Annotated in this window: 24 protein-coding genes; 17 read left to right on the plus strand and 7 right to left on the minus strand. The window is 44.8% G+C overall.

Annotated features, from left to right (window positions below; genetic code table 11):
• Nucleotides 1-27: 27 nt before the first annotated feature.
• The 10 genes from DFP76_RS02670 to DFP76_RS02715 all read left to right on the plus strand — a co-directional run bounded on the left by DFP76_RS02670 (nt 28) and on the right by DFP76_RS02715 (nt 8206).
• On the plus strand, nt 28-927 hold the full coding sequence (locus tag DFP76_RS02670) for a ParB/RepB/Spo0J family partition protein (protein WP_113873126.1): 900 nt from the start codon (nt 28-30) through the stop codon (nt 925-927).
• Nucleotides 928-1090: 163 nt separating this feature from the next.
• Nucleotides 1091-1498, plus strand: a complete 408-nt coding sequence (locus DFP76_RS02675; RefSeq protein WP_113873127.1) for an ATP synthase subunit I — start codon at nt 1091-1093, stop codon at nt 1496-1498.
• 52 nt (nt 1499-1550) lie between these two features.
• Nucleotides 1551-2399 (plus strand): F0F1 ATP synthase subunit A, encoded by an 849-nt coding sequence (atpB, locus tag DFP76_RS02680; protein WP_113873128.1) that lies wholly within the window; start codon nt 1551-1553, stop codon nt 2397-2399.
• 60 nt (nt 2400-2459) lie between these two features.
• Nucleotides 2460-2717 carry a F0F1 ATP synthase subunit C gene (gene atpE / locus DFP76_RS02685; protein ID WP_012072127.1) on the plus strand — a complete coding sequence of 86 codons (258 nt, stop codon included), beginning with the start codon at nt 2460-2462 and terminating at the stop codon, nt 2715-2717.
• A 57-nt stretch (nt 2718-2774) separates the two neighbouring features.
• On the plus strand, nt 2775-3245 hold the full coding sequence (locus tag DFP76_RS02690) for a F0F1 ATP synthase subunit B (RefSeq protein ID WP_013798012.1): 471 nt from the start codon (nt 2775-2777) through the stop codon (nt 3243-3245).
• 11 nt (nt 3246-3256) lie between these two features.
• On the plus strand, nt 3257-3793 hold the full coding sequence (locus tag DFP76_RS02695) for a F0F1 ATP synthase subunit delta (protein ID WP_013798011.1): 537 nt from the start codon (nt 3257-3259) through the stop codon (nt 3791-3793).
• A 38-nt stretch (nt 3794-3831) separates the two neighbouring features.
• The gene (gene atpA / locus DFP76_RS02700) at nt 3832-5376 is read left to right on the plus strand and encodes a F0F1 ATP synthase subunit alpha (RefSeq protein WP_013798010.1); all 1545 of its coding nucleotides are present in this window, start codon (nt 3832-3834) and stop codon (nt 5374-5376) included.
• An 81-nt stretch (nt 5377-5457) separates the two neighbouring features.
• Entirely contained in the window at nt 5458-6318 is an 861-nt protein-coding gene (gene atpG, locus DFP76_RS02705) for a F0F1 ATP synthase subunit gamma (RefSeq protein WP_013798009.1), read from the plus strand.
• Between the two features lie 27 nt (nt 6319-6345).
• A complete protein-coding gene (gene atpD / locus DFP76_RS02710) occupies nt 6346-7722 on the plus strand; it encodes a F0F1 ATP synthase subunit beta (RefSeq protein ID WP_013798008.1) in 1377 nt (458 codons plus the stop codon).
• 64 nt (nt 7723-7786) lie between these two features.
• The gene (locus tag DFP76_RS02715; RefSeq protein WP_063332345.1) at nt 7787-8206 is read left to right on the plus strand and encodes a F0F1 ATP synthase subunit epsilon; all 420 of its coding nucleotides are present in this window, start codon (nt 7787-7789) and stop codon (nt 8204-8206) included.
• 78 nt (nt 8207-8284) lie between these two features.
• On the opposite strand, the gene DFP76_RS02720 is transcribed toward DFP76_RS02715, so the two are convergent.
• Nucleotides 8285-9025, minus strand: coding sequence for a TrmB family transcriptional regulator (locus tag DFP76_RS02720; RefSeq protein ID WP_113873129.1), 741 nt, complete (start codon nt 9023-9025; stop codon nt 8285-8287).
• 121 nt (nt 9026-9146) lie between these two features.
• Here DFP76_RS02720 and tcdA point away from each other — a divergent pair, with 121 nt between their 5' ends.
• Nucleotides 9147-9926 (plus strand): tRNA cyclic N6-threonylcarbamoyladenosine(37) synthase TcdA, encoded by a 780-nt coding sequence (gene tcdA, locus DFP76_RS02725; protein WP_113873130.1) that lies wholly within the window; start codon nt 9147-9149, stop codon nt 9924-9926.
• Nucleotides 9927-9936: 10 nt separating this feature from the next.
• On the opposite strand, the gene DFP76_RS02730 is transcribed toward tcdA, so the two are convergent.
• Together DFP76_RS02730 and DFP76_RS02735 are read right to left on the minus strand one after the other, a co-directional pair.
• Entirely contained in the window at nt 9937-10311 is a 375-nt protein-coding gene (locus DFP76_RS02730; RefSeq protein WP_113873131.1) for a SufE family protein, read from the minus strand.
• A gap of 1 nt (nt 10312) precedes the next feature.
• The gene (locus DFP76_RS02735) at nt 10313-11530 is read right to left on the minus strand and encodes an aminotransferase class V-fold PLP-dependent enzyme (protein WP_113873132.1); all 1218 of its coding nucleotides are present in this window, start codon (nt 11528-11530) and stop codon (nt 10313-10315) included.
• Nucleotides 11531-11688: 158 nt separating this feature from the next.
• Between DFP76_RS02735 and DFP76_RS02740 the strand changes: the two genes are divergently transcribed.
• Nucleotides 11689-13272, plus strand: a complete 1584-nt coding sequence (locus DFP76_RS02740) for a GntR family transcriptional regulator (protein WP_245931851.1) — start codon at nt 11689-11691, stop codon at nt 13270-13272.
• Nucleotides 13273-13292: 20 nt separating this feature from the next.
• Here the strand turns inward: DFP76_RS02740 and DFP76_RS02745 are convergent, their stop codons facing one another.
• The 3 genes from DFP76_RS02745 to DFP76_RS02755 all read right to left on the minus strand — a co-directional run bounded on the left by DFP76_RS02745 (nt 13293) and on the right by DFP76_RS02755 (nt 15733).
• On the minus strand, nt 13293-13916 hold the full coding sequence (locus DFP76_RS02745) for a DsbA family protein (protein ID WP_113873134.1): 624 nt from the start codon (nt 13914-13916) through the stop codon (nt 13293-13295).
• Nucleotides 13917-14067: 151 nt separating this feature from the next.
• Entirely contained in the window at nt 14068-15264 is a 1197-nt protein-coding gene (locus DFP76_RS02750; RefSeq protein ID WP_113873135.1) for an amino acid aminotransferase, read from the minus strand.
• Between the two features lie 274 nt (nt 15265-15538).
• Nucleotides 15539-15733, minus strand: a complete 195-nt coding sequence (locus tag DFP76_RS02755) for a PA3496 family putative envelope integrity protein (protein WP_113873136.1) — start codon at nt 15731-15733, stop codon at nt 15539-15541.
• Between the two features lie 291 nt (nt 15734-16024).
• On the opposite strand from DFP76_RS02755, the gene uvrD reads away from it, so the two are divergent.
• The 5 genes from uvrD (at nt 16025) to DFP76_RS02780 (ending at nt 22809) form a co-directional block, all read left to right on the plus strand.
• Entirely contained in the window at nt 16025-18238 is a 2214-nt protein-coding gene (gene uvrD, locus DFP76_RS02760) for a DNA helicase II (RefSeq protein ID WP_113873137.1), read from the plus strand.
• 76 nt (nt 18239-18314) lie between these two features.
• Complete coding sequence (locus DFP76_RS02765; RefSeq protein ID WP_220150970.1) at nt 18315-18812, plus strand: helix-turn-helix domain-containing protein; 498 nt, start codon at nt 18315-18317, stop codon at nt 18810-18812.
• A 143-nt stretch (nt 18813-18955) separates the two neighbouring features.
• Nucleotides 18956-20011: a Gfo/Idh/MocA family oxidoreductase gene (locus DFP76_RS02770; protein ID WP_113873138.1), complete on the plus strand. Its 1056-nt coding sequence runs from the start codon at nt 18956-18958 to the stop codon at nt 20009-20011.
• A gap of 260 nt (nt 20012-20271) precedes the next feature.
• Complete coding sequence (locus DFP76_RS02775) at nt 20272-21384, plus strand: TRAP transporter substrate-binding protein (protein WP_113873139.1); 1113 nt, start codon at nt 20272-20274, stop codon at nt 21382-21384.
• Between the two features lie 312 nt (nt 21385-21696).
• Nucleotides 21697-22809 carry a TRAP transporter substrate-binding protein gene (locus DFP76_RS02780; protein ID WP_113873140.1) on the plus strand — a complete coding sequence of 371 codons (1113 nt, stop codon included), beginning with the start codon at nt 21697-21699 and terminating at the stop codon, nt 22807-22809.
• Nucleotides 22810-22931: 122 nt separating this feature from the next.
• Here DFP76_RS02780 and DFP76_RS02785 read toward each other — a convergent pair whose 3' ends face one another.
• Nucleotides 22932-23615, minus strand: coding sequence for a 1-pyrroline-5-carboxylate dehydrogenase (locus tag DFP76_RS02785; RefSeq protein WP_113873141.1), 684 nt, complete (start codon nt 23613-23615; stop codon nt 22932-22934).
• Between the last annotated feature and the right edge of the window lie 2 nt (nt 23616-23617).

Here is a 23617-nt window from a genome sequence, read left to right on the forward strand (position 1 = left end):
GCTTTAATTGCAATTAAGGTTAATGAAATGACGATGAAAAAAAGAGGCCTAGGTCGAGGTTTAGATGCGTTATTGGCACCTCAAACGAGTGTGACCAAAGACATAGATAATGACTCGGCAGAAGATCAGATTAAAGGGCTGACTTATTTACCTGTTGATTGGCTGTCTAAGGGTAAGTTCCAACCTCGTCGTGACATGAATACCGCGCAACTTGAAGATCTTGCGGCCTCCATTCGCACTCAAGGCATTATGCAGCCTATTGTGGTACGTCCAATCAGTGGTGGCGGGGCAGATCAATATGAAATTATTGCTGGTGAGCGTCGCTGGCGTGCGGCGAAATTAGCTGGTTTAGAGCAAGTGCCAGTGATTGTGCGTCATGTGGAAGACGCTGATGCAGTGGTGCTGGCGTTGATTGAAAACATTCAACGTGAAGACTTAAACCCAGTAGAAGAAGCCTTGGCTTTACAGCGATTGGTTGAAGATTTCCATTTAACGCAACAAGAAGTCGCGGATACTGTCGGTAAGTCTCGTTCTGCGGTCGCTAATCTATTGCGTTTACTTGGTTTGACGCCAGAGGTTAGACGTCTGTTGGAGCATGGTGATATTGAAATGGGTCATGCTCGTGCTTTGTTACCATTAGAGCACGATAAACAAATTCAGGCTGCGTCACAGGTGGTGACGAAATCTTTGTCGGTTAGAGAAACGGAAAGATTGGCGAAGAATTATCAGGTCAGTAGTGATAACTCGACTGAAAGTAAGCCTACTCTGCCTGATTTGAGTGCAGAAGCCGAACGCATTAGCCAAAAAATCAATGCCGCGGTGAAAATTCAGCCAAGTGCGAAAGGAAAAGGCAAGTTAGTCATTGAGTATCGTAACCCTGAACACTTGGAGCTCTTAATTAGCGAGTTATTAGAGCAAAAAGGCTAATTTATTAGAAATGTGTATTTTTGTATCAAAGATCAGAGCATTTTAAAGTGATTTAGCCGATCACTTTAAGTTGAACCTCGTCGCTATTACCCCTATAATGCCTCGAATTTTATAAATCGCCACATTGGTTGCACTTTTTTAGTGCGATATAGAGAGTTTAGAAATGGGGAATCAAAAACCGCGTCGCGCTAGTGAAATCCTTAGCGCAAAAAAGAAAGCGGTGTTGCGTTTCTTGCTGTTACAAGTATTTTTTTCTATTTTTACTGCGCTGGGAATTTTTTTTATTGCCGGTGGTTTGTATGGGTACTCTTTTATTCTGGGGGCCCTGTCCAGCATTATCCCGAGCATGTTTATGGCATGGCGGATGTTTGGTAAAAAAGGCACGCAGCCGGCGAAAGAAATGGTCAGAACATTTTATCGTGGAGAAGCAAGTAAATTGGCTATGACAGTGTGTTTGTTGTCGCTGGTTTTTCTACTGATAAAACCCTTGTCTGCGGGGGCTTTTTTCGCAGGTTTTGGGATCGCTATATTGAGTCACTGGCTCAGCCCTATTTTATTGCGAAACGCATAAAATTTGTGGGCATAAAAAGAATTTTAATCATTGAGAGAGTGTGGGTATTAGTATGGGGATTGAAAGTCCAAGTGCTGCATCTTATATAAAGCACCACCTTCAGAACTTGACCTTTGGTCAACACCCTGATGGGACATGGGGATTTGCTCATAGTGCGAAAGAAGCCGCTGAGATGGGATTTTGGGCCATCCATTTAGACACATTGGCCGTTTCGGCTGCTTTGGGTCTATTGTTTTTATGGTTGTTCCGTATCGCAGCGAAAAAGGCGTCGACCGATACACCAACAGGTCTACAAAATTTTGTAGAACTAATGGTTGAGTTCGTAGATGGCAGTGTTAAAGAAACCTTCCACGGAAAGAGTAAAGTGATAGCGCCTTTGGCGTTAACCATCTTTGTGTGGGTATTCTTGTTGAACTTGATGGACTTGGTTCCGGTGGATTTCTTACCGGCTGTTGCTCAGTTTATCGGGGTGAATGTATTTGGTGCGGATCCGCATCATGTCTACTTTAAATTTGTACCAACAACCGACTTGAATGCCACTCTAGGTATGTCTTTGTCTGTCTTCGTATTGATTGTTTTTTACAGTATTAAAGTAAAAGGCATCAGTGGCTTTGTTGGCGAATTAACCTTGCAACCATTTGGTAAGTGGATGATTCCTTTTAACTTCTTGTTGGAAGGCGTTGGTCTACTTGCGAAGCCAGTATCACTCGCACTACGACTATTTGGTAACTTGTATGCTGGTGAATTGATCTTCATTCTGATTGCTCTTTTACCATGGGGTCTACAATGGGCGCTCTCTGTTCCATGGGCAATCTTCCATATTTTGGTCATCGTGCTTCAAGCTTTCATCTTTATGATGTTGACTATCGTCTACCTGAGTATGGCGCACGAAGATCACTAAAAGTGTGTTCTTAAAGTAATAATTTTTTAAATCTAAAACTGTGAAAATGTAGGAGTTAAAATGGAAACTGTAGTTGGTCTTACTGCGATTGCTGTAGCCCTTCTGATCGGTCTAGGTGCCCTAGGTACTGCGATTGGTTTCGGTATCTTAGGTGGAAAATTCTTGGAAGGCGCTGCGCGTCAACCAGAGATGGTTCCAATGCTACAAGTTAAAATGTTCATCGTAGCGGGTCTTCTAGATGCCGTAACTATGATCGGTGTTGGTATTGCACTTTTCTTCACGTTCGCGAATCCTTTTGTTGCTTTGGTCGCTGGTTAATATTCTGCAAAACTTTGCAGAAATAAATTTTAAACGACTAAAAGCGAGGGTATTAGCGTGAATTTAAATCTCACACTTGTAGGCCAAGCTATCTCGTTTGCCATTTTCGTCTGGTTCTGCATGAAATTTGTGTGGCCACCAGTGATTGCTGCGCTTGAAGAGCGTAGCAAGAAAATTGCAGACGGTTTGGAAGCAGCGAATCGTGCCTCACGTGATCTTGAATTGGCTCAAGAACAAGCCGATAAGATTTTACGTGACAGCAAAGAGAACGCGGCCGAGATTATTGAACAAGCCAACAAACGTGCGAACCAAATGATCGACGAGGCAAAAGAGCAAGTAATCGCTGACGGTAAACGTCTGCGTGAAGCGGCTCAAGCTGAAATAGAGCAAGATGCATTGCGTGCTAAAGAAGCATTGCGTGCTCAGGTTTCTGCTCTAGCATTTGCCGGTGCCGAGAAAATTTTGGGAGCCACCATTGACGAAAAAGCACATAGCGAGATCGTTGAACAGCTCGCCAAAGAGCTTTAAGCGAGGGTCTAATGGCTGAATTAAAAACAGTCGCGCGACCGTATGCCAAAGCGGCTTTTGAAGTAGCGAAAGAGCAAGGTCAGATTGCACAATGGGCGGATATGCTTGGCATATTGGCTGCTGTGACAACCGAACCTAAGCTTCATCAAGCACTTGAAAATCCCGCTTTTAGTGCGGAAGAAAAGGCAAACGCTCTAGCTGATGTTTGTGCAGAAGTAGCAACAGAGCAAGGAAAAGCATTTTTGCTAGCCCTTGCTGAGAATAAGCGTTTAGCGCTTCTTCCAGCTATTTCAGAACTTTTTGTTTTGTTTAAACTGAATTATGAGAAAGCCGTAAATGTTGAATTTACAACGGCTTTTGATTTATCAGCAGAACAAACACAAGCATTAGCGGATTCATTGAGTAAAAAGTTGGACCGTACTGTCAACTTAACCAGTGAAACAGACGTAAGCCTAATTGGTGGCGTGGTTATCCGTACCGGTGACTTAATCATCGACGGTTCAGTACGCGGTAAATTAGCGAAACTGTCCGAGGCGATAAACTCCTAGTGTTCCGTTAAGTCGAAACCAGGGTTGAGGAATTTAGCATGCAGCAACTGAATCCATCTGAGATCAGCGAGATTATCAAGAAGCGCATCGAGAACCTCGATGTTTCTTCTGATGCCCAGAATGAGGGCACAATTGTCAGCGTGGCAGACGGTATCGTTCTGATCCACGGTCTGGCAGATGTTATGTACGGGGAAATGATTGAATTCCCTGGTGGTGTTTACGGTATGGCCTTGAACCTAGAGCGTGACTCTGTAGGTGCGGTTGTATTGGGTAACTACCAAGACCTAGTTGAAGGTCAAAAAGTAAAATGTACAGGTCGTATTTTAGAAGTTCCAGTAGGACCTGAATTGCTAGGCCGCGTAGTTGACGCTTTAGGTAATCCTATTGACGGCAAAGGCGCAGTTGACGCAAAACTAACTGACAAAGTCGAGAAAGTTGCGCCTGGCGTAATCGACCGTCAGTCAGTTGATCAACCAATCCAAACGGGTTACAAGGCAATTGATGCCATGGTACCGGTAGGCCGTGGTCAACGTGAGTTGATCATCGGTGACCGTCAGGTCGGTAAAACGGCTTTGGCGATCGACACCATTATTGCTCAGAAACACAGTGGCATTAAATGTGTGTACGTTGCGATTGGTCAAAAACAATCTACTATTGCAAACGTTGTACGTAAGCTTGAAGAAGCTGGCGCGATGGAATACACCACTGTGGTTGCAGCTGGTGCTTCTGATCCTGCGTCTATGCTGTTCCTTGCGCCATACACCGGTTGTTCAATGGGTGAATACTTCCGTGACCGCGGTGAAGATGCATTGATCATTTATGATGATTTGACCAAGCAAGCTTGGGCTTACCGTCAAATCTCTTTGCTACTTCGTCGTCCACCAGGTCGTGAAGCTTACCCAGGTGATGTTTTCTATCTTCACTCTCGTCTTCTTGAGCGTGCTTCTCGTGTTAGTGCAGACTATGTTGAGAAGTTCACTAACGGTGAAGTAAAAGGCCAAACTGGCTCTTTGACTGCTTTGCCTATCATCGAGACACAAGGTGGTGACGTATCTGCGTTCGTACCAACTAACGTAATCTCCATCACAGATGGTCAGATTTTCCTTGAAACGAGCTTATTCAACTCTGGTATTCGTCCAGCGATGAACGCCGGTATTTCCGTTTCTCGTGTAGGTGGTGCAGCGCAAACTAAGATCGTTAAGAAACTTGGTGGCGGTATTCGTCTTGCTTTGGCTCAGTATCGTGAATTGGCGGCGTTCGCTCAGTTCGCATCTGACCTAGACGAAGCAACTCGTAAGCAGTTAGAACACGGTAAGCAGGTAACTGAACTGATGAAACAGAAGCAGTTCTCTCCAATGCCTGTTGCTGATATGGGTGTTGTTCTTTACGCTGCTAATGATGGCTACCTTGAAGATGTTGAAACAAGCAAGATTGCCGGTTTTGAAAGTTCTTTGTTGAGCTACATGAACAGCGAACACGCTGATCTAATGGCTGACATTAACAAAACAGGTAATTTTAACGGCGAGATTGAAGCGACATTTAAAGCGGCAATCGAGAAGTTTAAAGCGACACAAACTTGGTAATGTTGTTGGTGACAAGTCTTTGATCTTGTCACCATCTTCTTGCAGTTTGTGAAATAACATTCTCACAAGGGCAGTTCTATTATGGCAGTCGGAAAAGAGATACGTACTCAGATTTCGAGCATTAACAATACGCGTAAAATTACTCGTGCCATGGAAAAAGTGGCCGCTAGTAAGACGCGTAAAGCTCAGGATCGTATGGCCGCTTCTCGTCCGTATGCGGAACGAATTCGCCAAGTTGTTGGTCATTTGGCCAACGCGAATCCTGAGTATAAACACCGTTACCTTACCGAGCGTGAGGCGAAGCGTGTTGGTTATATCGTAATCTCTTCTGATCGTGGTTTGTGTGGTGGCTTAAACGTAAACGTGTTTAAAGCGGCTATCAAAGATATGAAACAGTTTGCTGATTCAGGTGTTGAAATTGACATCTGTGCTATTGGCTCAAAAGCCGTTTCATTCTTTCGCAACTACGGCGGAAATGTAACAGCCGCCTACACAGGTTTAGGTGATGCACCTAAAGCCGACGATTTAGTCGGTAGTGTGAAGGTCATGTTAGACGCATTTGATGATGGTCGAATTGATCAATTGTTTGTGGTCTCTAACGAGTTCGTGAATACCATGACTCAGAAGCCAACAGTTGAACAGCTTTTACCATTAAAAGCGGAAGAGAATACAGAGTTACAGCACCACTGGGATTACATCTATGAGCCTGAAGCCGTTGAAATTTTGAACGAGTTATTGGTTCGCTATATTGAATCTCAAGTGTATCAATCAGTGGTTGAGAACATTGCATGTGAACAAGCAGCTCGTATGCTTGCGATGAAAAATGCAACGGACAACGCTGGTGATATCATTGATGAATTACAGCTGGTGTACAACAAGGCTCGTCAAGCAGCGATTACTCAGGAAATTTCTGAGATAGTCAGCGGCGCGGCAGCGGTTTAAGGTATTAGGTATTAAGAGGATCCGAACATGAGTAGCGGACAAATCGTACAGATTATCGGTGCGGTTATCGACGTGGAATTCCCACGTGATAATGTGCCAAAAGTATACGACGCCCTCACAATCGAGGGAAAAGAGTTGGTGTTGGAAGTTCAACAACAACTAGGCGACGGTGTTGTTCGTACCATCGCCATGGGTTCCACTGACGGCATGAAGCGTGGTTTGGTAGTAACCAATACTGGCCAACCTGTTTCTGTCCCTGTTGGTACTCAAACACTAGGACGTATTATGGACGTTCTAGGTAACCCAATTGATGAAAAAGGCCCAATCGGCGAAGAAGCGCGTTGGTCTATCCACCGTTCAGCTCCTTCTTACGATGAGCAAGCGTCTGGCAATGAATTGCTAGAGACGGGTATCAAGGTTATCGACCTTGTATGTCCTTTTGCTAAGGGTGGTAAAGTTGGTCTGTTTGGTGGTGCCGGTGTTGGTAAAACCGTAAACATGATGGAACTTATCCGTAACATCGCGATCGAGCACAGCGGTTACTCAGTATTTGCTGGTGTTGGTGAGCGTACTCGTGAGGGTAACGACTTCTACCATGAGATGACGGATTCGAACGTAATCGATAAAGTATCTCTAGTATACGGCCAAATGAATGAGCCACCAGGTAACCGTTTACGTGTTGCTTTGACAGGTTTGACCATGGCGGAGAAATTCCGTGATGAAGGTCGTGACGTACTTTTCTTCGTAGATAACATCTACCGTTACACGCTTGCCGGTACTGAGGTATCTGCATTGCTAGGTCGTATGCCATCTGCGGTAGGTTACCAGCCAACTCTTGCTGAAGAGATGGGTGTACTACAAGAGCGTATTACGTCAACTAAGACAGGTTCTATCACATCGGTACAAGCGGTATACGTACCAGCCGATGACTTGACTGACCCGTCTCCAGCGACGACTTTCTCTCACTTGGACGCGACTGTTGTATTGTCTCGTGATATCGCTGCTTTGGGTATTTACCCAGCGATTGACCCTCTAGACTCTACTTCTCGTCAGCTTGACCCACTGGTTATTGGTCAAGAGCATTATGACGTAGCACGTGGTGTTCAAATGGTATTGCAACGCTATAAAGAGCTAAAAGACATCATTGCAATTTTGGGTATGGACGAGTTATCTGAAGAAGATAAGCAAACGGTTAACCGTTCTCGTAAAATCCAACGTTTCTTGTCTCAGCCTTTCTTCGTAGCGGAAGTCTTCACTGGCGCACCAGGTAAGTATGTTTCTTTGAAAGAAACCATTCGTGGTTTTAAAGGCATTCTTGATGGTGAGTACGATGAGCTTCCAGAGCAAGCCTTCTATATGATTGGTAGCATCGACGAAGCGGTCGAGAAAGCTAAGAAACTTTAACCATTACGCCTAGCAAGAGTGCTGTTTGAGCACTTTTGCTAAGCATGACTAAGAGAGGCAACTTATGGCTATCACAGTACACTGCGATATCGTAAGCGCTGAGCAAGAGATCTTTTCCGGTACGGTTCAGTCTCTTGTGGCTGCAGGCAGCTATGGCGATCTAGGCATTATGCCTGGTCACGCGCCATTGTTGACGACTCTGCAACCAGGTCCTGTTCGTGTGGTTAAAGAAAACGGTGATGAAGAGTTTATCTTTGTGTCTGGCGGCTTTTTAGAAGTTCAGCCACACCGCGTTACTGTTTTGGCTAACACCGCCACTCGTGCCAATGATCTGGACGAAGAGGCAGCACTAAAAGCTCAGGCACATGCCAAAGAGCTTTTAGCGAATCAAAAACCTGATGTTGACTACACTCGTGCGACAGCTGAGTTGGCGGAAGCCGTTGCTCGTCTGCGTACACTTCAGCAGTTTCGTGATCATAAATAATCGAAACGCTTGAGTAAGTGTCAAAAAAAGCAGCCTATAGGCTGCTTTTTTTATGCCTGATGAGCCAAGCAAATGGGTTTAAAGCATTTTCCATAAGGTATCAAAAATGATTTGTTGAGCCTTTGCTATGTCTTGTGATTCCAGTACCACGGCGGAAGGAAAGTTATTACTGGCGAGGGAAATAATGGCACATTTTGGTGGGTAAATGGCAATGTAGCTGGCATCAACTGCGCCTTCTGTTTTAATCCATTTCCGTTCGGACAGTTCCGCGTCTTCACCACCGTCCCCTAAAGCGATGACTTTTACATTGATCCCGAGTTTAATGCGCTGCTTGGTATAATTTGGAAAAGGGCGATACAAATACGGTCTTATGGGCTTGGAAGAAAATACACAGTATTCTTTGTGATCTTGATCGGACACCACGTTTAAAATGTCCCTTAAAACCCACTCAATGCCATCATCCCCTTCATAATATCGCACATTTGTCTGATGATAATCGGGCTGTTGCTGGTGTAAATTTGGAATAATGGTGTTTTTCAAGGATTCAATGGTTTTGTCCAAACGTTGACGTTTTTCCTCGGCCAAATCGAGTAAAATGTCTGGACTTTCAGCGGAGAAAAAGCGGCGTTTGCCTTTGGGGAAGTAGCTCACCACCCCTTTGCTTTGCAATTGTTTTAGGGATTCATAAGCACTACCACGGTTGACACCACTGTGCTCAGCGATATCGCGAATCGATGACGGGCCCAATTTTAATAGGGTCTGATAAAGCAGCGTTTCTCGTGGCGTTAGTCCGAGTTGTTCGAAAGCATTTTGGCTCATGGCAGATAGGGACACCTGATTAAAAACAAATAAGTGAGTAGAATACACCGAATACGCGTTACACGCAGGTCTATTGTCCATGGGATAGACAAAGCGTACAGAGAAAAGTTTGGAGAGAAAAGTGACAGATGATCAAAGGTTTGGTGGCATTCGCCGCTTGTATGGCAATTTAGCTTACGAGGCTTTTCAACGTTCGCACGTTTGTGTCATCGGCATTGGAGGCGTGGGCTCGTGGGCGGCAGAAGCGTTAGCGCGCTCTGGGGTTGGTCATATTACCTTGATCGATATGGATGATGTTTGTGTCACCAACACCAATCGTCAAATTCATGCGTTAGAGGGGAATGTCGGTAAAGCCAAAGTCGACGCTATGCAAGAGCGTATTGCGCTGATTAACCCAGACTGTCTGGTGACGTGTGTCGAGGATTTTATCACCCCTGATAATCTTCCTGAGCTGCTCTGTGAGCCGTTTGACTACATTGTTGATGCAATTGACAGTCTCAAGCCTAAAGCCGCTCTGGTGGCTTGGTGTAAACGTAACAAGCGAAAAATCATTACGGTTGGTGGTGCGGGTGGACAAATTGATCCAACGCAAATTCAAATCGCGGATTTATCGCGCACCGAACAAGATCCACTAGCGGCGAAATTGAGAAACTATCTGCGCCGCCATTACAACTTTCCTCGCAATACCAAGCGTCGCTTTGAAATTGAATGTGTCTACTCCCTTGAGCAGCTTAAGTACCCGCAATTGGATGGTACAGTTTGTGAATCTAGACAGAAAGGGGATACAGAAACCAAGATGAATTGTGATACCGGTTTTGGTGCCAGTACTGTTGTTACCGCGACCTTTGGTTTTGTGGCGGTATCGAGAGTATTAGCGAAGCTTGCTAAGGCTGCCGAGTAAAAGCGTTAGATTAGTTTTGCATGGCGTGCAAAATGCCGAGCACGCCATTGCTTCTTGAACTGGTGAGATAGCTTCCTAGATTAAGTTCTGCCAGTTCGTTCGCTAAATCCATTGCTTGAATGTCGGCTTTGCTTTTGCCATTCACCAGATTCAGTAAAGCCACTAAGACACCACGCATGAGTTTGGCATCGCTGTCGGCTTTAAAATAACAAGCGCCGTCGATGTCTTGCTCAATTAACCAAACAGCGCTTTCACAGCCTTTAACCTTATGTTCCTCGGTTTTCTCTTCCGCTGGTAAGCGTGCTAGAGACTTGCTTAAGCTTACTAAGGCTTTAAAGGTCTCTTCTTTAGAACGGCAAGCTTGTAATTGTTGTTTTATTGTCATGCTATTCCTCGGCTAATAAATCAATGGCTTCGATTAAAACATCGCAGAAACGCTCTGCTTCTTGCAAAGTATTATAACAAGCAAAGGATGCCCTGAGTGTTCCCGTGACACCAAGTTGCGCCATTAAGGGTTGGGCACAGTGGCTGCCTGCTCGAACAGCGATACCTTGGCTATCCAGATAGGCGTTGAGGTCCAATGTGTGGACATTGGGTACAGATAAAGAGACTAAGGTTGCATTGTGTTCAGGGGAGTAGATTTCCACATTGGCGGCCTTTTGTAGGGTCACCCATACATGATTCGCAAGCTGTTGCTCCCAAGCTAGCATGCTTTGTCTGTCTTGTTGGTCGACAAAGTCGCAGGCGGCGGCTAGGCCTATGGCACCTTCCATATGAGGTGTCCCCGCTTCAAGACGATAAGGTAAGACATTGAATTCAGTGGCTTGATAAGACACCTTAGACACCATTTCACCACCGGTTTGGTAAGGCATTAACACTTCTAAAGCGTGGTGCTTACCGTACAACACACCAATCCCCGTTGGGCCATACATTTTATGGCCTGAAAACACATAGAAATCACAATCAAGTTTCGCCACATCCACTGGGTAGTGAGCTACGGCTTGTGCGCCATCGACTAAGGTAAAAGCGCCGTGTTGTTTGGCCTGTTGGATAAGCATCTCAATGGGAGTATGAACGCCAATAGCATTAGAGACTTGTGTAACGGCAAAAATCTTAGTGCGTTCAGTAAAATAGTGAGTCAATTCCTCTTGCCATTCAGCATCCGAGGTCAAGGGCAACACTCGCAGTCGAGCGCCTGTGCGAAACGCCAATTGCTGCCAAGGTACTAGATTAGCGTGATGTTCTAAGCTGGTAATGAGTATTTCGTCGCCCGCTTGGATGAGGTGCTCTAAGCCATAGGCCACAAGATTAATGGACTCTGTGGTGCCTTTTGTCCAAATAACCTGACTTTGTTGTGGCGCATTAATGAATTGCGCCACGCGCAGTCGCGCATTTTCAAACTGGTCCGTGGCTTTATCACTCAAATAATGGGCGCCGCGGTGTACATTGGCATTGGCGGTTAAGTAGTAGTTGTGCATGGCTTCGAGCACACTTAATGGTTTTTGTGTGGTCGCGGCATTATCCAAATAAATAAGGGGATTGTCGTAGGCCTGCTGAGCCAAAATAGGAAACTGCGAACGAATAGAAAGAGGGTCGAATGCCATAACTGCCTAATATCGGTGATTCTTAGAAAACATCCGTAAAATTGTACCTTAATAGCCATAAAATTCAGGAATTAATGGCCTTTTACTTGCGTTTTTTTTAGACAGAGATAATGATTGATAACAGTTATAAATTTATTGTCTTAAAAAGGTACAAAGCCGTGGCGGATTTTTTATATAAAGGTGTCGTAGACTGGTTTTTGGAGCAAGTGTCGCAAGATGTACTCAATCCTGGCGATAAAATGCCGTCACTGCGCGCTTTATCTAAGCAGCTTGGACTCAGTTTGAATACTGTCATTCATGGTTATGAATTATTAACTAAAGACGGTTGGATCGAGTCTCGCCCTAAATCTGGCTATTTTGTCTGTCATCGAAGCGAAGTAAAGCCCGCTTTGTTACTTGCTGGAGAGTCTCAACATGTCTCAACAGGGCAAGAGACAAAGTCTGCTTGGGCATGTTTAGCGCATCACGGTGCTCTTGTGGATCAAGCCAATGCTTATGGTCAAAGCTCTTCTAAACAAGAAGACGATGCATTGCCTGTCTTGGGTAAAGGCCATTTGGCTGTTCGGGAAGTGGTCAATGATTACTTGAAAGACATGGGCATTAAATCAAGAGCGTCCCAACTTTGGTTAGGGCGTTCCCCACTGGCGATGTTGACTCAAAGTATTCAAACACTGACAAAGAAAGGGGACTCGGTTTTAGTGATCACGCCTTGTGACCCTAGATTGACCAGTACTCTACAAAGCTTGGGCCGTCGCGTCATTACCATCTCAGCTGGTGATCGTGGTGTGGATTTGGATTTGGCCATTCGTTGTTTGCGAGACGAGCCGATCAAACTCATCGTTTTACCAGGCCAGTTTGCTTTCCCTGCAGGGCAATTGATCAGCAATTTGAGTTTACGTCGCTGGTTAGCCATTATCGAAGAAACTCAATTACCAGTTATTGAATGGGACTTGTGTTCACATTTGGCTTATCGCAGCGGGCCATTATTGACCTATAAATCGTTAGATCAATCGGATCATATTGTTTACATAGGTGGCGTTGAGAGTAAAACCTCTGAGATGACAATGGCGTGGTGTTTGCCTGGTCGCCATCATGAAGTATTGGACGGGGCTTTTTTAGCGGCTGACATGGCGTTGAATGATGTGCAGCAGGCTTGCCTGAGTGACATGCTTAAGATCAATAGCAAAGCGTCTGTTATACGTCGAGCAAGAGACGTTTGGGCGAATGCAGAACGAATCAAAGCCTATTTAGATGAACAATTAGGAGACCAGATTAGCCTAGTTAGCAGTAAAGGTGGGATGGCGTTATGGATGCGCTTAGCAAAACCAGTCAATAAAGAGACCATGCCCGCTTTGATTGCGAGTTTTCGTCATGTCATTGTCCCTGGTGGCTTATTAAGCCCAGAGCAAGACGCAGATTATTGGCTTGCTTTGAATGTGACGGTGGACGAGGTAACGCCTGTTGTAAGCCTTTTAAAAGACTACTTATTACCGGATTTAGGCGCTTCTGAAGCGGCCTCTGACTCGAGTCTTGAGGCCATCTCAGCGTCATCGCAAGCAGCTTTGGCGGAGCAAAATGTACCTGAATTAGATCAAGGTCAAACGACAACGGAAGCGGAACGGTCATCTGATCAGGAAGACGTGCAGCCCTCCCAAGGTAACAGTACGTCGGAAGAGGAAAGAAAAACGCCAGAGCCTCTCTATAACCCCATGTTGGATTTAATTAACCATGATTTTGGTTAGTCCAATCCCAATTAAGCCGCTTAAAGCGCCTTTTTTATGCTCTCAAGCATGCTGAGATGGTTTTGATAATCCAACCGGATGGAAATTAATTGATCACCTTTTAATAAAGCCAAGGATGGAAAAGAGTTTAGGTTTAAATGCCTTGCTTGCTCAATTTCTTCTTCTAACAAGCCTTCTTTTTCTATGTGCATCATGGCTTTCTGAAAGCCCTCTGCTTTTAATCCTATGTGTTCAGCGCATTCAATTAAGGTGTCTAAATTAGAAGGGTTTTTGGCGTCCAAATAATAGGCCTGCTGAATGGCATGGTACATTTCTTCTTCCAAACCAAAGTCACGAGCCACATAGCAAGCACGACAAGCAGGATAGGTAGAACGTCTGGGTTCGTTAGTTTGCCAAAAATCGAAATTGAACTCTGTGCCGAGTTGCTGATGAATGTTTTGCCAAGTCGCTTGTAACTTAGCACGCATTTCATTTGGCATGGGCGCATCAGAATCCATTGCTAAGCCACCTAGCATTGGCTGTATTGATAGCTTTTCTTCGTCAATGAGACCTTGAAGTGCCTTTTGTAGCTTGCTCCATGTGGGGCGAAATCCCCAACACCAGCTGCACATTGGGTCGTAACAATAAATTAGTGTGGCGGTCATTTTGCTCTCCTCTGTAGGCGAACTATGGTTACGCCAATAAAAAATACAGCATGACAAATTAGCAAATCTGAACCAGAAGCGAAACAAAAAAGCGGCCATCCGCTGTATGCCGATGGCCGCTTTTTGTCATTATTTTCGTCTGAGTTACGCTTTAGCCTTTAAGTACTTTCGCGATGGCGTCACACAAAGGCGCCATATTATCGTGCGTCATACCTGCGACGTTAATGCGTCCAGAACCAACAATGTAAATACCAAACTCATTACGCAATTGGTTGACTTGATCTGGCGTTAACCCAGAGAAAGAGAACATACCTTGCTGCTGTGAGATGAAAGAGAAATCTTGTTCTACGCCTTTGGCTCTCAAGGTATTCACAAACAGACTACGCATTTCGTGAATTCGTGTGCGCATGGAGTCCAGTTCGTTCTCCCATAAAGCATACAGCTCAGCATCGTTTAAAATTTCAGCAACTACCGCTGAACCATGGGAAGGCGGGTTCGAGTAATTGGTGCGGATGCAACGTTTGATCTGAGTAAACGCCGATTCGGCTTGCTCACTGGTTTCACAAACAATGGTTAACGCCCCAACACGCTCATTGTATAAGCCAAAGTTCTTAGAGAAGGAACTGGCAATCAGCATTTCAGGCACATGATCCAAGAAGGTTCTTAAGCCTTGAGCATCGTCGTTTAAGCTTTGTCCGAAACCTTGGTAAGCAAAATCAAACAGTGCTAAGAAACCCTGTTTGCTGCATAGCTTCGCTAGTTGGTACCACTGTTCAGGGGTCGGATCGATACCGGTTGGATTGTGACAACAACCGTGAAATAGCACCACATCGCCTTCAGGTACTTGCGATAGGCTCGCTAGCATGGCTTCAAAGTCTAATGTTTTGCTGTCGGCGTTGTAATACGAGTAACTGCCCACTTCTAAGCCAACCGATTGGAAAACCGATTGGTGGTTTGCCCATGTTGGGTTACTGACCCAAATAGTGGCTTCGGGAAGGTGCTTTTTAATGAATTCAGCCGCAACACGAAGGGCACCAGTACCGCCAGGCGTATGGGCAGTCTGAGCAAGTTGCTTGCTAATAATTGGGTGACCTTCACCAAACAATAAGGTTTGTACGGCACTGCGGTAGTTAGGTCTACCTTCAATGCTCAAATAGTTTTTAGATTTTTCCTGGAACAACAAACGCTCTTCTGCTTGTTTTACAGCCTTTAGAATAGGCGTGTGGCCTTGTTCATCCTTATACACACCAACACCAAGGTTAATTTTGTTTGGGTTGGGATCTTTTTTGTAAGCGTCGTTCAGACCTAAAATTGGGTCCGCTGGAGCAGCTTGGATATGTTCAAACATGTTAACTCCCCAAGAGGGTTATTTTCTTTTTTATTATGGATTAGAAGATATTAAAAATCAGACATATGGTACTCGAAGACGTGAGTAACCGCTATAAATGAGGTCAAAAAGCAGGGTGAATTACTGTATTAAAATGTCATTTAACGTTAGAGCTTGTTTTTTTATGGTGAAGGGCACTCTCCAAGTACCAAATTGGCTTGGTTGACGAGGCATCTAGCATGCTACACCTAGATTAGGTTAGTGCTAGGCATGTTGGATGAGAGTGGCGATTAACTTAATCGTCCCAACCATTCGATATGTTGTGATGTAAGCGTTTTTGTTCTAGGTGCTGTTCAATAGCGCGTCTCGCTTTCAGCATTCTAGCTGCATCATCTTTCTGATTTCGCTGCTTTTTTTCATTATCCAAACTAATCGAAGCGTGTAGAATATCCGTTTTCACTTCGGTTAGTGTTTCAGACAAATTGCTCATCGTAACCCCCTTTCTAGCCTTTCGATGACGCAGAAATGCACAGAGTGCTGTCATCGATCGTTGAAAAAAGTCAAAATAGACAGACAACTTAGTTAAGGAAGGTGCGAATAAAGGAAAATCCACACGCTGATCCCTATGGGGAATAGAGCAACGCCAAAGCCGTTGCCACCGCTAGTGGACTTGTTTCTACCTTCCTTAAAAACGTATAAAAAACGTAAATCGCTCAAAAATCAATCTATTTTTTACACGTTTTTTATGACAAACACATTAATTTAATCACGGCGGATGGTAATGGACGTTTCTTTTATCCTGGATTCATTGAATGACAAGCAACGCGAAGCCGTTGCAGCACCACTGCAAAACAGTTTGGTGTTAGCAGGCGCTGGATCAGGAAAAACTCGAGTATTAGTACATCGCATTGCTTGGTTGATGCACGCTTATGAACTGTCTCCATACAGTCTAATGGCGGTAACTTTTACCAACAAAGCGGCTCGAGAAATGCAAGGGCGGATTGAAGAGCTGGTTGGGGTACCGCCGCAAGGCATGTGGGTGGGAACCTTTCACGGACTGGCTCATCGCTTGTTACGAGCTCATTGGCGTGATGCGGGTTTGAAAGAAAACTTTCAGATCATGGACAGCGATGATCAGTTGCGATTGATTAAGCGAATCATGCGTGAGTTAAGCATTGATGATACTCGTTGGCCACCCAAACAAGTGGCGTGGTTTATTAACGGGCAAAAAGACGAAGGTCGTCGAGCCGCCCATGTACCAGACAGTCATGACCCTTTCACAAAAGGCATGCGTGAGCTTTATTATCATTATGAAGAAGCCTGTGAACGAGGTGGACTATTAGACTTTGGTGAATTATTACTGCGCGCCCATGAGTTGATGCTCAGTACACCAGCGTTACTACGTCATTACCAAGAGCGTTTTCGTCATGTGTTGGTGGACGAATTTCAAGATACCAACACCATTCAATACGCTTGGTTGCGTGTCATGGTTGGCGATCAAGGTACGATCACCGCTGTTGGGGATGACGATCAGTCTATTTACGGTTGGCGTGGCGCCAAGATCGAAAACATCCATAACTTTAGCAAACACTTTGACCATGTTCAGACCATTCGATTAGAGCAAAACTACCGCTCCACTGGCCATATCCTGAACGCGGCCAATGGTTTGATTCAACATAATGATGATCGATTAGGCAAAGAGCTGTGGACCGACAGCGGTGAAGGGGAACCCATTTCCGTTTACGCAGGTTTTAATGAACAAGATGAAGCGCGCTTCATTTTAGGCATTATCAAAGAATGGCGAGATAAAGGCACATCGCTCACGGATATGGCGATTCTATACCGCTCCAATGCTCAATCCCGGGTGATTGAAGAATGCCTTGTCAGGGAACAGATCGCTTATCGAATTTATGGTGGACACAGATTCTACGACCGTTTAGAAATTAAAAATGCCTTGGCCTATGCTCGTTTAGCGCTTGATCCGAATGACGATGGTGCCATGGAACGAGTGGTGAATGTTCCGCCTCGTGGTATTGGCGAGCGCAGTATTGGTACCTTAAGAGAGATCGCACGTGATCAAGGTTGTTCTATGTGGCAAGCCACGCAAGAAGTGGTGCGACAGTCTCTGATGCCGGCTCGTGCTACGAATGCCATCAAAGCTTTCTTGCACCTAATTGAAGGTCTTAGCACAACGGTTCAGCAGCCAGATTTGAATCTCAATGACATTTTCGAACAGATCATCGATGAAGCGGGTTTGATTCCCTTCCATGAGAAAGAGAAAGGGGAGAAAGGCGAAGCACGTATCGAGAACTTAAAAGAGTTGGTCGGCGCCGCTGGTGGCTTTAGTTGGAATGACGAAGACGAAGAGTTTAGCTCGCCGTTAATGGCCTTTTTAGATCAAGCGGTATTGGATGCTGGCGATCAGCAGGCGGACGAATATCAAGATGCAGTGCAATTAATGACCTTGCACTCAGCAAAAGGTTTGGAGTTTCCTCTGGTGTTCTTAACGGGCGTCGAAGAAAACGTCTTCCCCAGTAAGATGTCATTTGAGGAGCCTGGCCGTTTAGAAGAAGAGCGACGCTTGTGCTACGTTGGTGTCACCCGAGCGATGGAAAAGTTATACATTACTTACGCTGAATCTCGTCGTTTGTTTGGCAGTGAGTCCTTTAACAGTCCTTCTCGCTTTATCAAAGAAATACCACAAGAATGTTTACAAGAAGTGCGTCTGCGCTCGCAGATCAGCCGCCCAGTATCCTTACAGCGCCCTGATTATCAAGCCGAGAAAGAGAAGCTGCAAAACAGCAGTGTCTTAAACCGTTATCAAGCACCAGAAGTAAACGTCAGCATGGGTGATCGTGTAAAACACCCAGTGTTTGGTGAAGGCTTAGTGGTGAATTACGAAGGTCAAGGGCCACAAGCTCGTGTACAGGTTAACTTTGATGATGAAGGCAGTAAGTGGTTGGTGTTGTCGTTTGCCAAATTAGAAGTGATGTAACTTATTGAAAATAAACAATTGTCACTTTTTTGTCGCCTAAATGTCGTGACATTTTTTTGAATGAGTATTTAGTCTGATGAAAAACGTTGAGCGGGATTTAAACATGATAGTAAAAACACTTAGATTGCAAAGAGGTTGGTCCCAAGATCAGCTTTCACAGTTATCTGGATTAAGTGTTCGTACTATTCAGAGAATTGAAAAGGGAAATCCTCCCGGCTTAGAGTCATTAAAATCCTTAGCTGCCGTTTTTGATGTGTCCATAAACTCTCTTCAAGGAGAAAAGGAAATGACTATTCAGACTGAGTATCAGCATGAACAATCCGAAAATTTTGAAGCAAACATCGCTCAAATAAGAGTGAATAAAATCGCTAAATTTTATCAGCGTGCGATTCGATATGGTGCCATTATCTGTCTGTTGTTCGCGATCAATATTTTTACTAGTACAGCGTATATATGGGCGGTTTGGCCCATGCTTGGCCTCGGTGTTAGTTTAGTTATTCGTGGCTTAGACGCATTTGGTTACATGAATTGGTTTGGCCCTGAATGGGAAAAGCGGCAATTAAATAAAAAATGAGGGTTTAGCATTGTCAGTCTGATGCTTTGTATTAGGAATGAGGATGCGTTGCTCATTCCTTTCTCCACTATTCTATTCAGCAAACCTTTTCTAACCCCTGTAAACTAATGCCATAACAAAGATAAAAGTAAGGGAGAGAAGTGATGATTCGAGTAGGACTGATTGGTTACGGCTTATCTGGTCGGGTGTTTCATGCACCTTTTGTGGCAAATGATCCACACATGTCTTTAGCTTATGTTTGCAGTTCCAAAGCGGACGAAGTTACCGCCAGTTGGCCTGATGTGGCAGTTGTGGCGGTGGCAGAAGACGTTTTTACCGCACCAGATGTAGATTTAGTGGTGATTACGACGCCCAATCAGCTGCACTTTGATCAAGCCAAGCAGGCTTTGGAAAATGGTAAGCATGTTCTATTGGAAAAGCCATCTGTCACCAGTGTTAAGCAAATAGAGTCTCTCTGTACGCTTGCTAAGCAGAAAAATTTGATCTTTTGTGTGTATCAAAATCGTCGCTTTGATGGTGATTTACTGCGTTTAAAGTCTCTTATCGACAGTGGTGAGCTGGGTAATCTCAAGCACTTAGATTCTCGCTTTGATCGCTTTCGTCCTTTCCCTCAATCCCGCTGGCGTGAAGAGCCAGGGGTTGGGACGGGGATCTTTTGGGATCTCGGGCCGCATTTATTGGATCAGGCCTTGTTTTTGTTTGGTCCTCCAAAATGGTTACACGCCAGCATTGATAGTTTGCGCGAAGGGAGTCAAACCCATGATTGGTTTGAAGTGGAACTGGGCTATGAAGATAAAAGGGTTCGTTTGGCCTCCACACCGTTTGAAGCAGGTGATATGCGCCGCTTTAACGCAAGGTTTGATAAGGGCAGTTGGCAATGCCTTGGTTTAGACCCGCAAGAAGAGGCTTTGAGAGCAGGACAAATGCCTTGGCAAGAAGGCTTCCCATCACAAGCTCAACAACAGACGAACAAACGTTTCATTGCACATACCCAAGATGATATTGAGACCATAGTAGAGGCATCGACGGCAGGGCAATACGCGTCATTTTACGCGCAACTAAGACAAGCTATCTTAGGTCAAGCGGATGCCCCTGTTTCTATGACCCAAGCTTGCCAATTGATCTATTTGCTTTGTTTAGCGGAGCAATCAGCCGAGACTGGGCAGCGTGTCTCATGGCATTACGCGACTCAATATTAGGAATTTGCTTAAATTCTGACTTTTTATTCAAAAAAGGTTGAGCAAAATTCCCACACTTCTTATTATCTGTCGCCCTTTTCGTGTTTTTTGCAAGAAAAGGGCACTTTTCTGTCTGATCTATAATAAAAAATACAATCGATGGCGCATTTAGGGTGCTCTATTGATTCAACCTATCTCAATGTTTGGTGATGAAGATTACACCGACATGTCACAGACAGCATCTCATCATAATTAAGTAACTGGCTTCCTAAGGGAAAAAAATGCGTAAATTAATGGTAATGGGCAAATTGGCGTTCGCTGGTTTATTCGCCCTTCTTTTGGTCGCTTGTGGCGGCTCTGAAAAAGCTGAAGACACAGCACAAGCAGAACAGAAAGCGAAAACTATCCACTGGAAAATGGTCACGACTTGGCCAAAGAACTATCCAGGTTTGGGCACAGGTGCACAAGCATTGGCTGATAACATTAAGCTGATGTCGAATGGTCGATTGGACATCAAAGTCTATGCCGCGGGCGAATTGGTGCCAGCATTAGAAGTATTTGATGCGGTGTCTCGTGGCACAGCACAAATGGGTCATGGTGCGTCTTATTACTGGAAAGGCAAAGTGCCAGCAGCGCAGTTCTTTACCACGGTACCGTTTGGTTTAACGGCACAAGAATTCAATTCTTGGGTGGCCTACGGTGGCGGTCAAGAACTTTGGGATGAGTTATATGCTCCATTCAACTTGATTCCAATGGCAGCGGGTAATCCTGGCGTGCAAATGGGTGGTTGGTTTAATAAAGAAATTAACTCCTTGGCGGATTTTCAAGGCCTGAAAATGCGTATGCCTGGGTTAGGTGGCGAAGTCTTGAAGAAAGTCGGTGCGATGCCAGTTAACTTGCCTGGTGGTGAAGTATTTACCGCGCTACAAACAGGCACAATTGATGCTACCGAGTGGGTTGGTCCCTATAATGATTTAGCGTTTGGTTTATACAAAGCGGCTAAGTACTACTATTTCCCTGGTTGGCATGAGCCTGGCTCTGCGGTAGAAGCTCTTTTTAACAAAGAGGCGTTTGAAGCGCTTCCTGCGGATTTGCAAGCCATTGTTCGTACTGCTGTTAAGCAAGCGAATCTAGACATGATCAATGAGTTCACCGCTCGTAATAATGCGGCCTTACAGACTTTGATTAATGAACATAATGTGGTCTTGAAAGCGTACCCTGCGGATTTATTGTTAGCGCTGAAAAAAGCCTCTTACGAAACCATTGAAGAGGTGGCTGCACAAGATCCGCAAAGCCAGAAGGTTTATGAGTCCTTTAAAACCTTCTTACATTCTGTCAGCGCTTGGCACGATGTGTCTGAGCGAGCATTTATTAACGCTCGTGCCGCTGAATAGACATCGACTTTAGGTTGATTGTTTCAGCCAACCGTCTAGCGATCTATAAAAAACGCTTTTCTCTGTTGAGAAAGGCGTTTTTTGCTTTTAGGCGGAAAAAATCATCCAAATCAACAATAAATAACAAAAAGGCCTTGAGAGCAGGCTCAGCAATTCATACTATCTCAATAACTTAGTGCATAAAATGTGTCTATCGAATCCTGCTTTTTTGCATATTTAAAAGCAGGCATGTGATTAGGGTTACATAAATAGATTTTTTACCAAGCTAAGTCCTATAAAAATAAGTGAAACTAGCCTCTTGAGGGATAACGAATGAGTAAAATAAAAACCTGGAGTAAGTTGGCATTGCTCGGCTTAACAACCGCTACTTTGGTAGCTTGTGGTGGTTCTGATAAAGCGGAAGAAACGGCGAAGGCGGAAACCAAAGCAGAAGTCATCAATTGGAAAATGGTGACGACTTGGCCAAAAAACTTCCCTGGACTGGGAACGGGTGCTGAAAACCTAGCGAAAAGCATCAATGAAATGTCCAATGGCCGCATCAACATTAAAGTTTACTCAGCGGGCGAATTAGTGCCAGCACTCGAAGTATTTGATGCCGTATCGCGTGGAACAGCGCAAATGGGTCATGGTGCAGCGTATTACTGGAAAGGCAAAGCCCCAGCCGCACAGTTTTTCACCGCGGTTCCTTTTGGTTTCACTGCACAAGAAATCAACTCTTGGATTCATCATGGTGGAGGTTTAGCTCTGTGGGAAGAAATTTACGAACCTTTTAACCTAATCCCTATGGCGGCCGGTAACACAGGCGTACAAATGGGTGGTTGGTTCAACAAAGAAATCAACTCGCTAGAAGACTTCCAAGGCTTGAAAATGCGTATCCCTGGTTTGGGTGGCGAAGTCTTGAAAAAAGTTGGGGGTATTCCGGTTAACCTACCTGGTGGTGAAATCTTCACTTCCTTGCAAACGGGTGCGATTGATGCGACCGAATTTGTTGGTCCATACAATGATCTAGCCTTTGGTTTGTACAAAGCAGCGAAATACTACTACTACCCAGGTTGGCATGAGCCAGGTTCTACTATGGAAGCCATCTTTAACAAAGAAGCGTTTGAGGCCCTACCGAAAGATTTGCAGTTGATCGTTCGTGCAGCAGCTCGTCAGGCCAATGCAGAAATGTTGGATGAATTTACCGCGTTGAACAACTCTGCATTACAAACCTTAGTGAATGATCACAATGTTTCTTTGAAACCTTTCCCTGAAGATGTGTTGTCTGCTTTGAAGAAAGCATCTGCGGAAACGTTAGAAGAAGTAGCGGCAGCGGATCCAATGAGTCAAAAGGTATATGACTCCTTCAAAGACTTTGGTAGCAAAGTTCGAGCATGGCATGAAGTCTCTGAGCGTGCTTACATCAATGCTCGTGAAATTGATTAAGTATCACCGAGTTGATAAAAAGTGCGTTTACAAAACGTAAACGCATAAAAAACGCCTTTTGTCTTAGACAAAAGGCGTTTTTGTTTTTGCTCAGTAAGGCAGGACCAAAGATCAACGGCCGTTTAGTCGTTCATGCTACCCAGTTCTAATAGAGTGGCATTACCACCAATCGCCGTCGTGTTGTTTGACACGGTGCGTTCTGTCACAAAGCGCAGTATGTAATGCGGCTTGGCGATGGTAGACAGTTTTTCGCTCTCTGTCTCTGCAACTAACTGACAAATAAGTCCAGATTTTGCAGCGAGTGTTTTATTCAATACCATGGCTTGTGCTGGTTCACACAATACTGCCACGCCAGCCAAATCGTCTGCTTCAATGAGTGAATCTTTAGCGGACTCGGCAATGTTTTGAATTACCCCTTCAGGGACAAAAGGCGCAATATAATCCATAATTTGCTGACCTTCTGGGCCAACCGTAATGACGGGATTACCAGCGATTAACGCGGTAAAAACTTGTCCAACCAAACCCACGTTTGCTTTATCCGACGCGATCTCGGAATAGCACAAAAAAGCGCCTCGGCCTTGGTTAGAAAGTTCGTTACTTTCACCTGTTGGTCCTGGCATGATGCGAGTTTCAGCGATTTCTTTACGGGCATTTTCAATCTGCCAAGTCGCCATTTGTTTTTGCTCGGCAGTAAAGGCATATAGGCTTTGCAGCAATTTCTCTGCACGGCCATGAACACCCAACATATCCCATTTTTCCAACACAGCTTGCGCGACCTGAATTTGAATAGGTTTTACGATTGTCATGT

Source organism: Marinomonas aquiplantarum (genome assembly GCF_003314975.1).
Lineage (GTDB): Bacteria > Pseudomonadota > Gammaproteobacteria > Pseudomonadales > Marinomonadaceae > Marinomonas > Marinomonas aquiplantarum.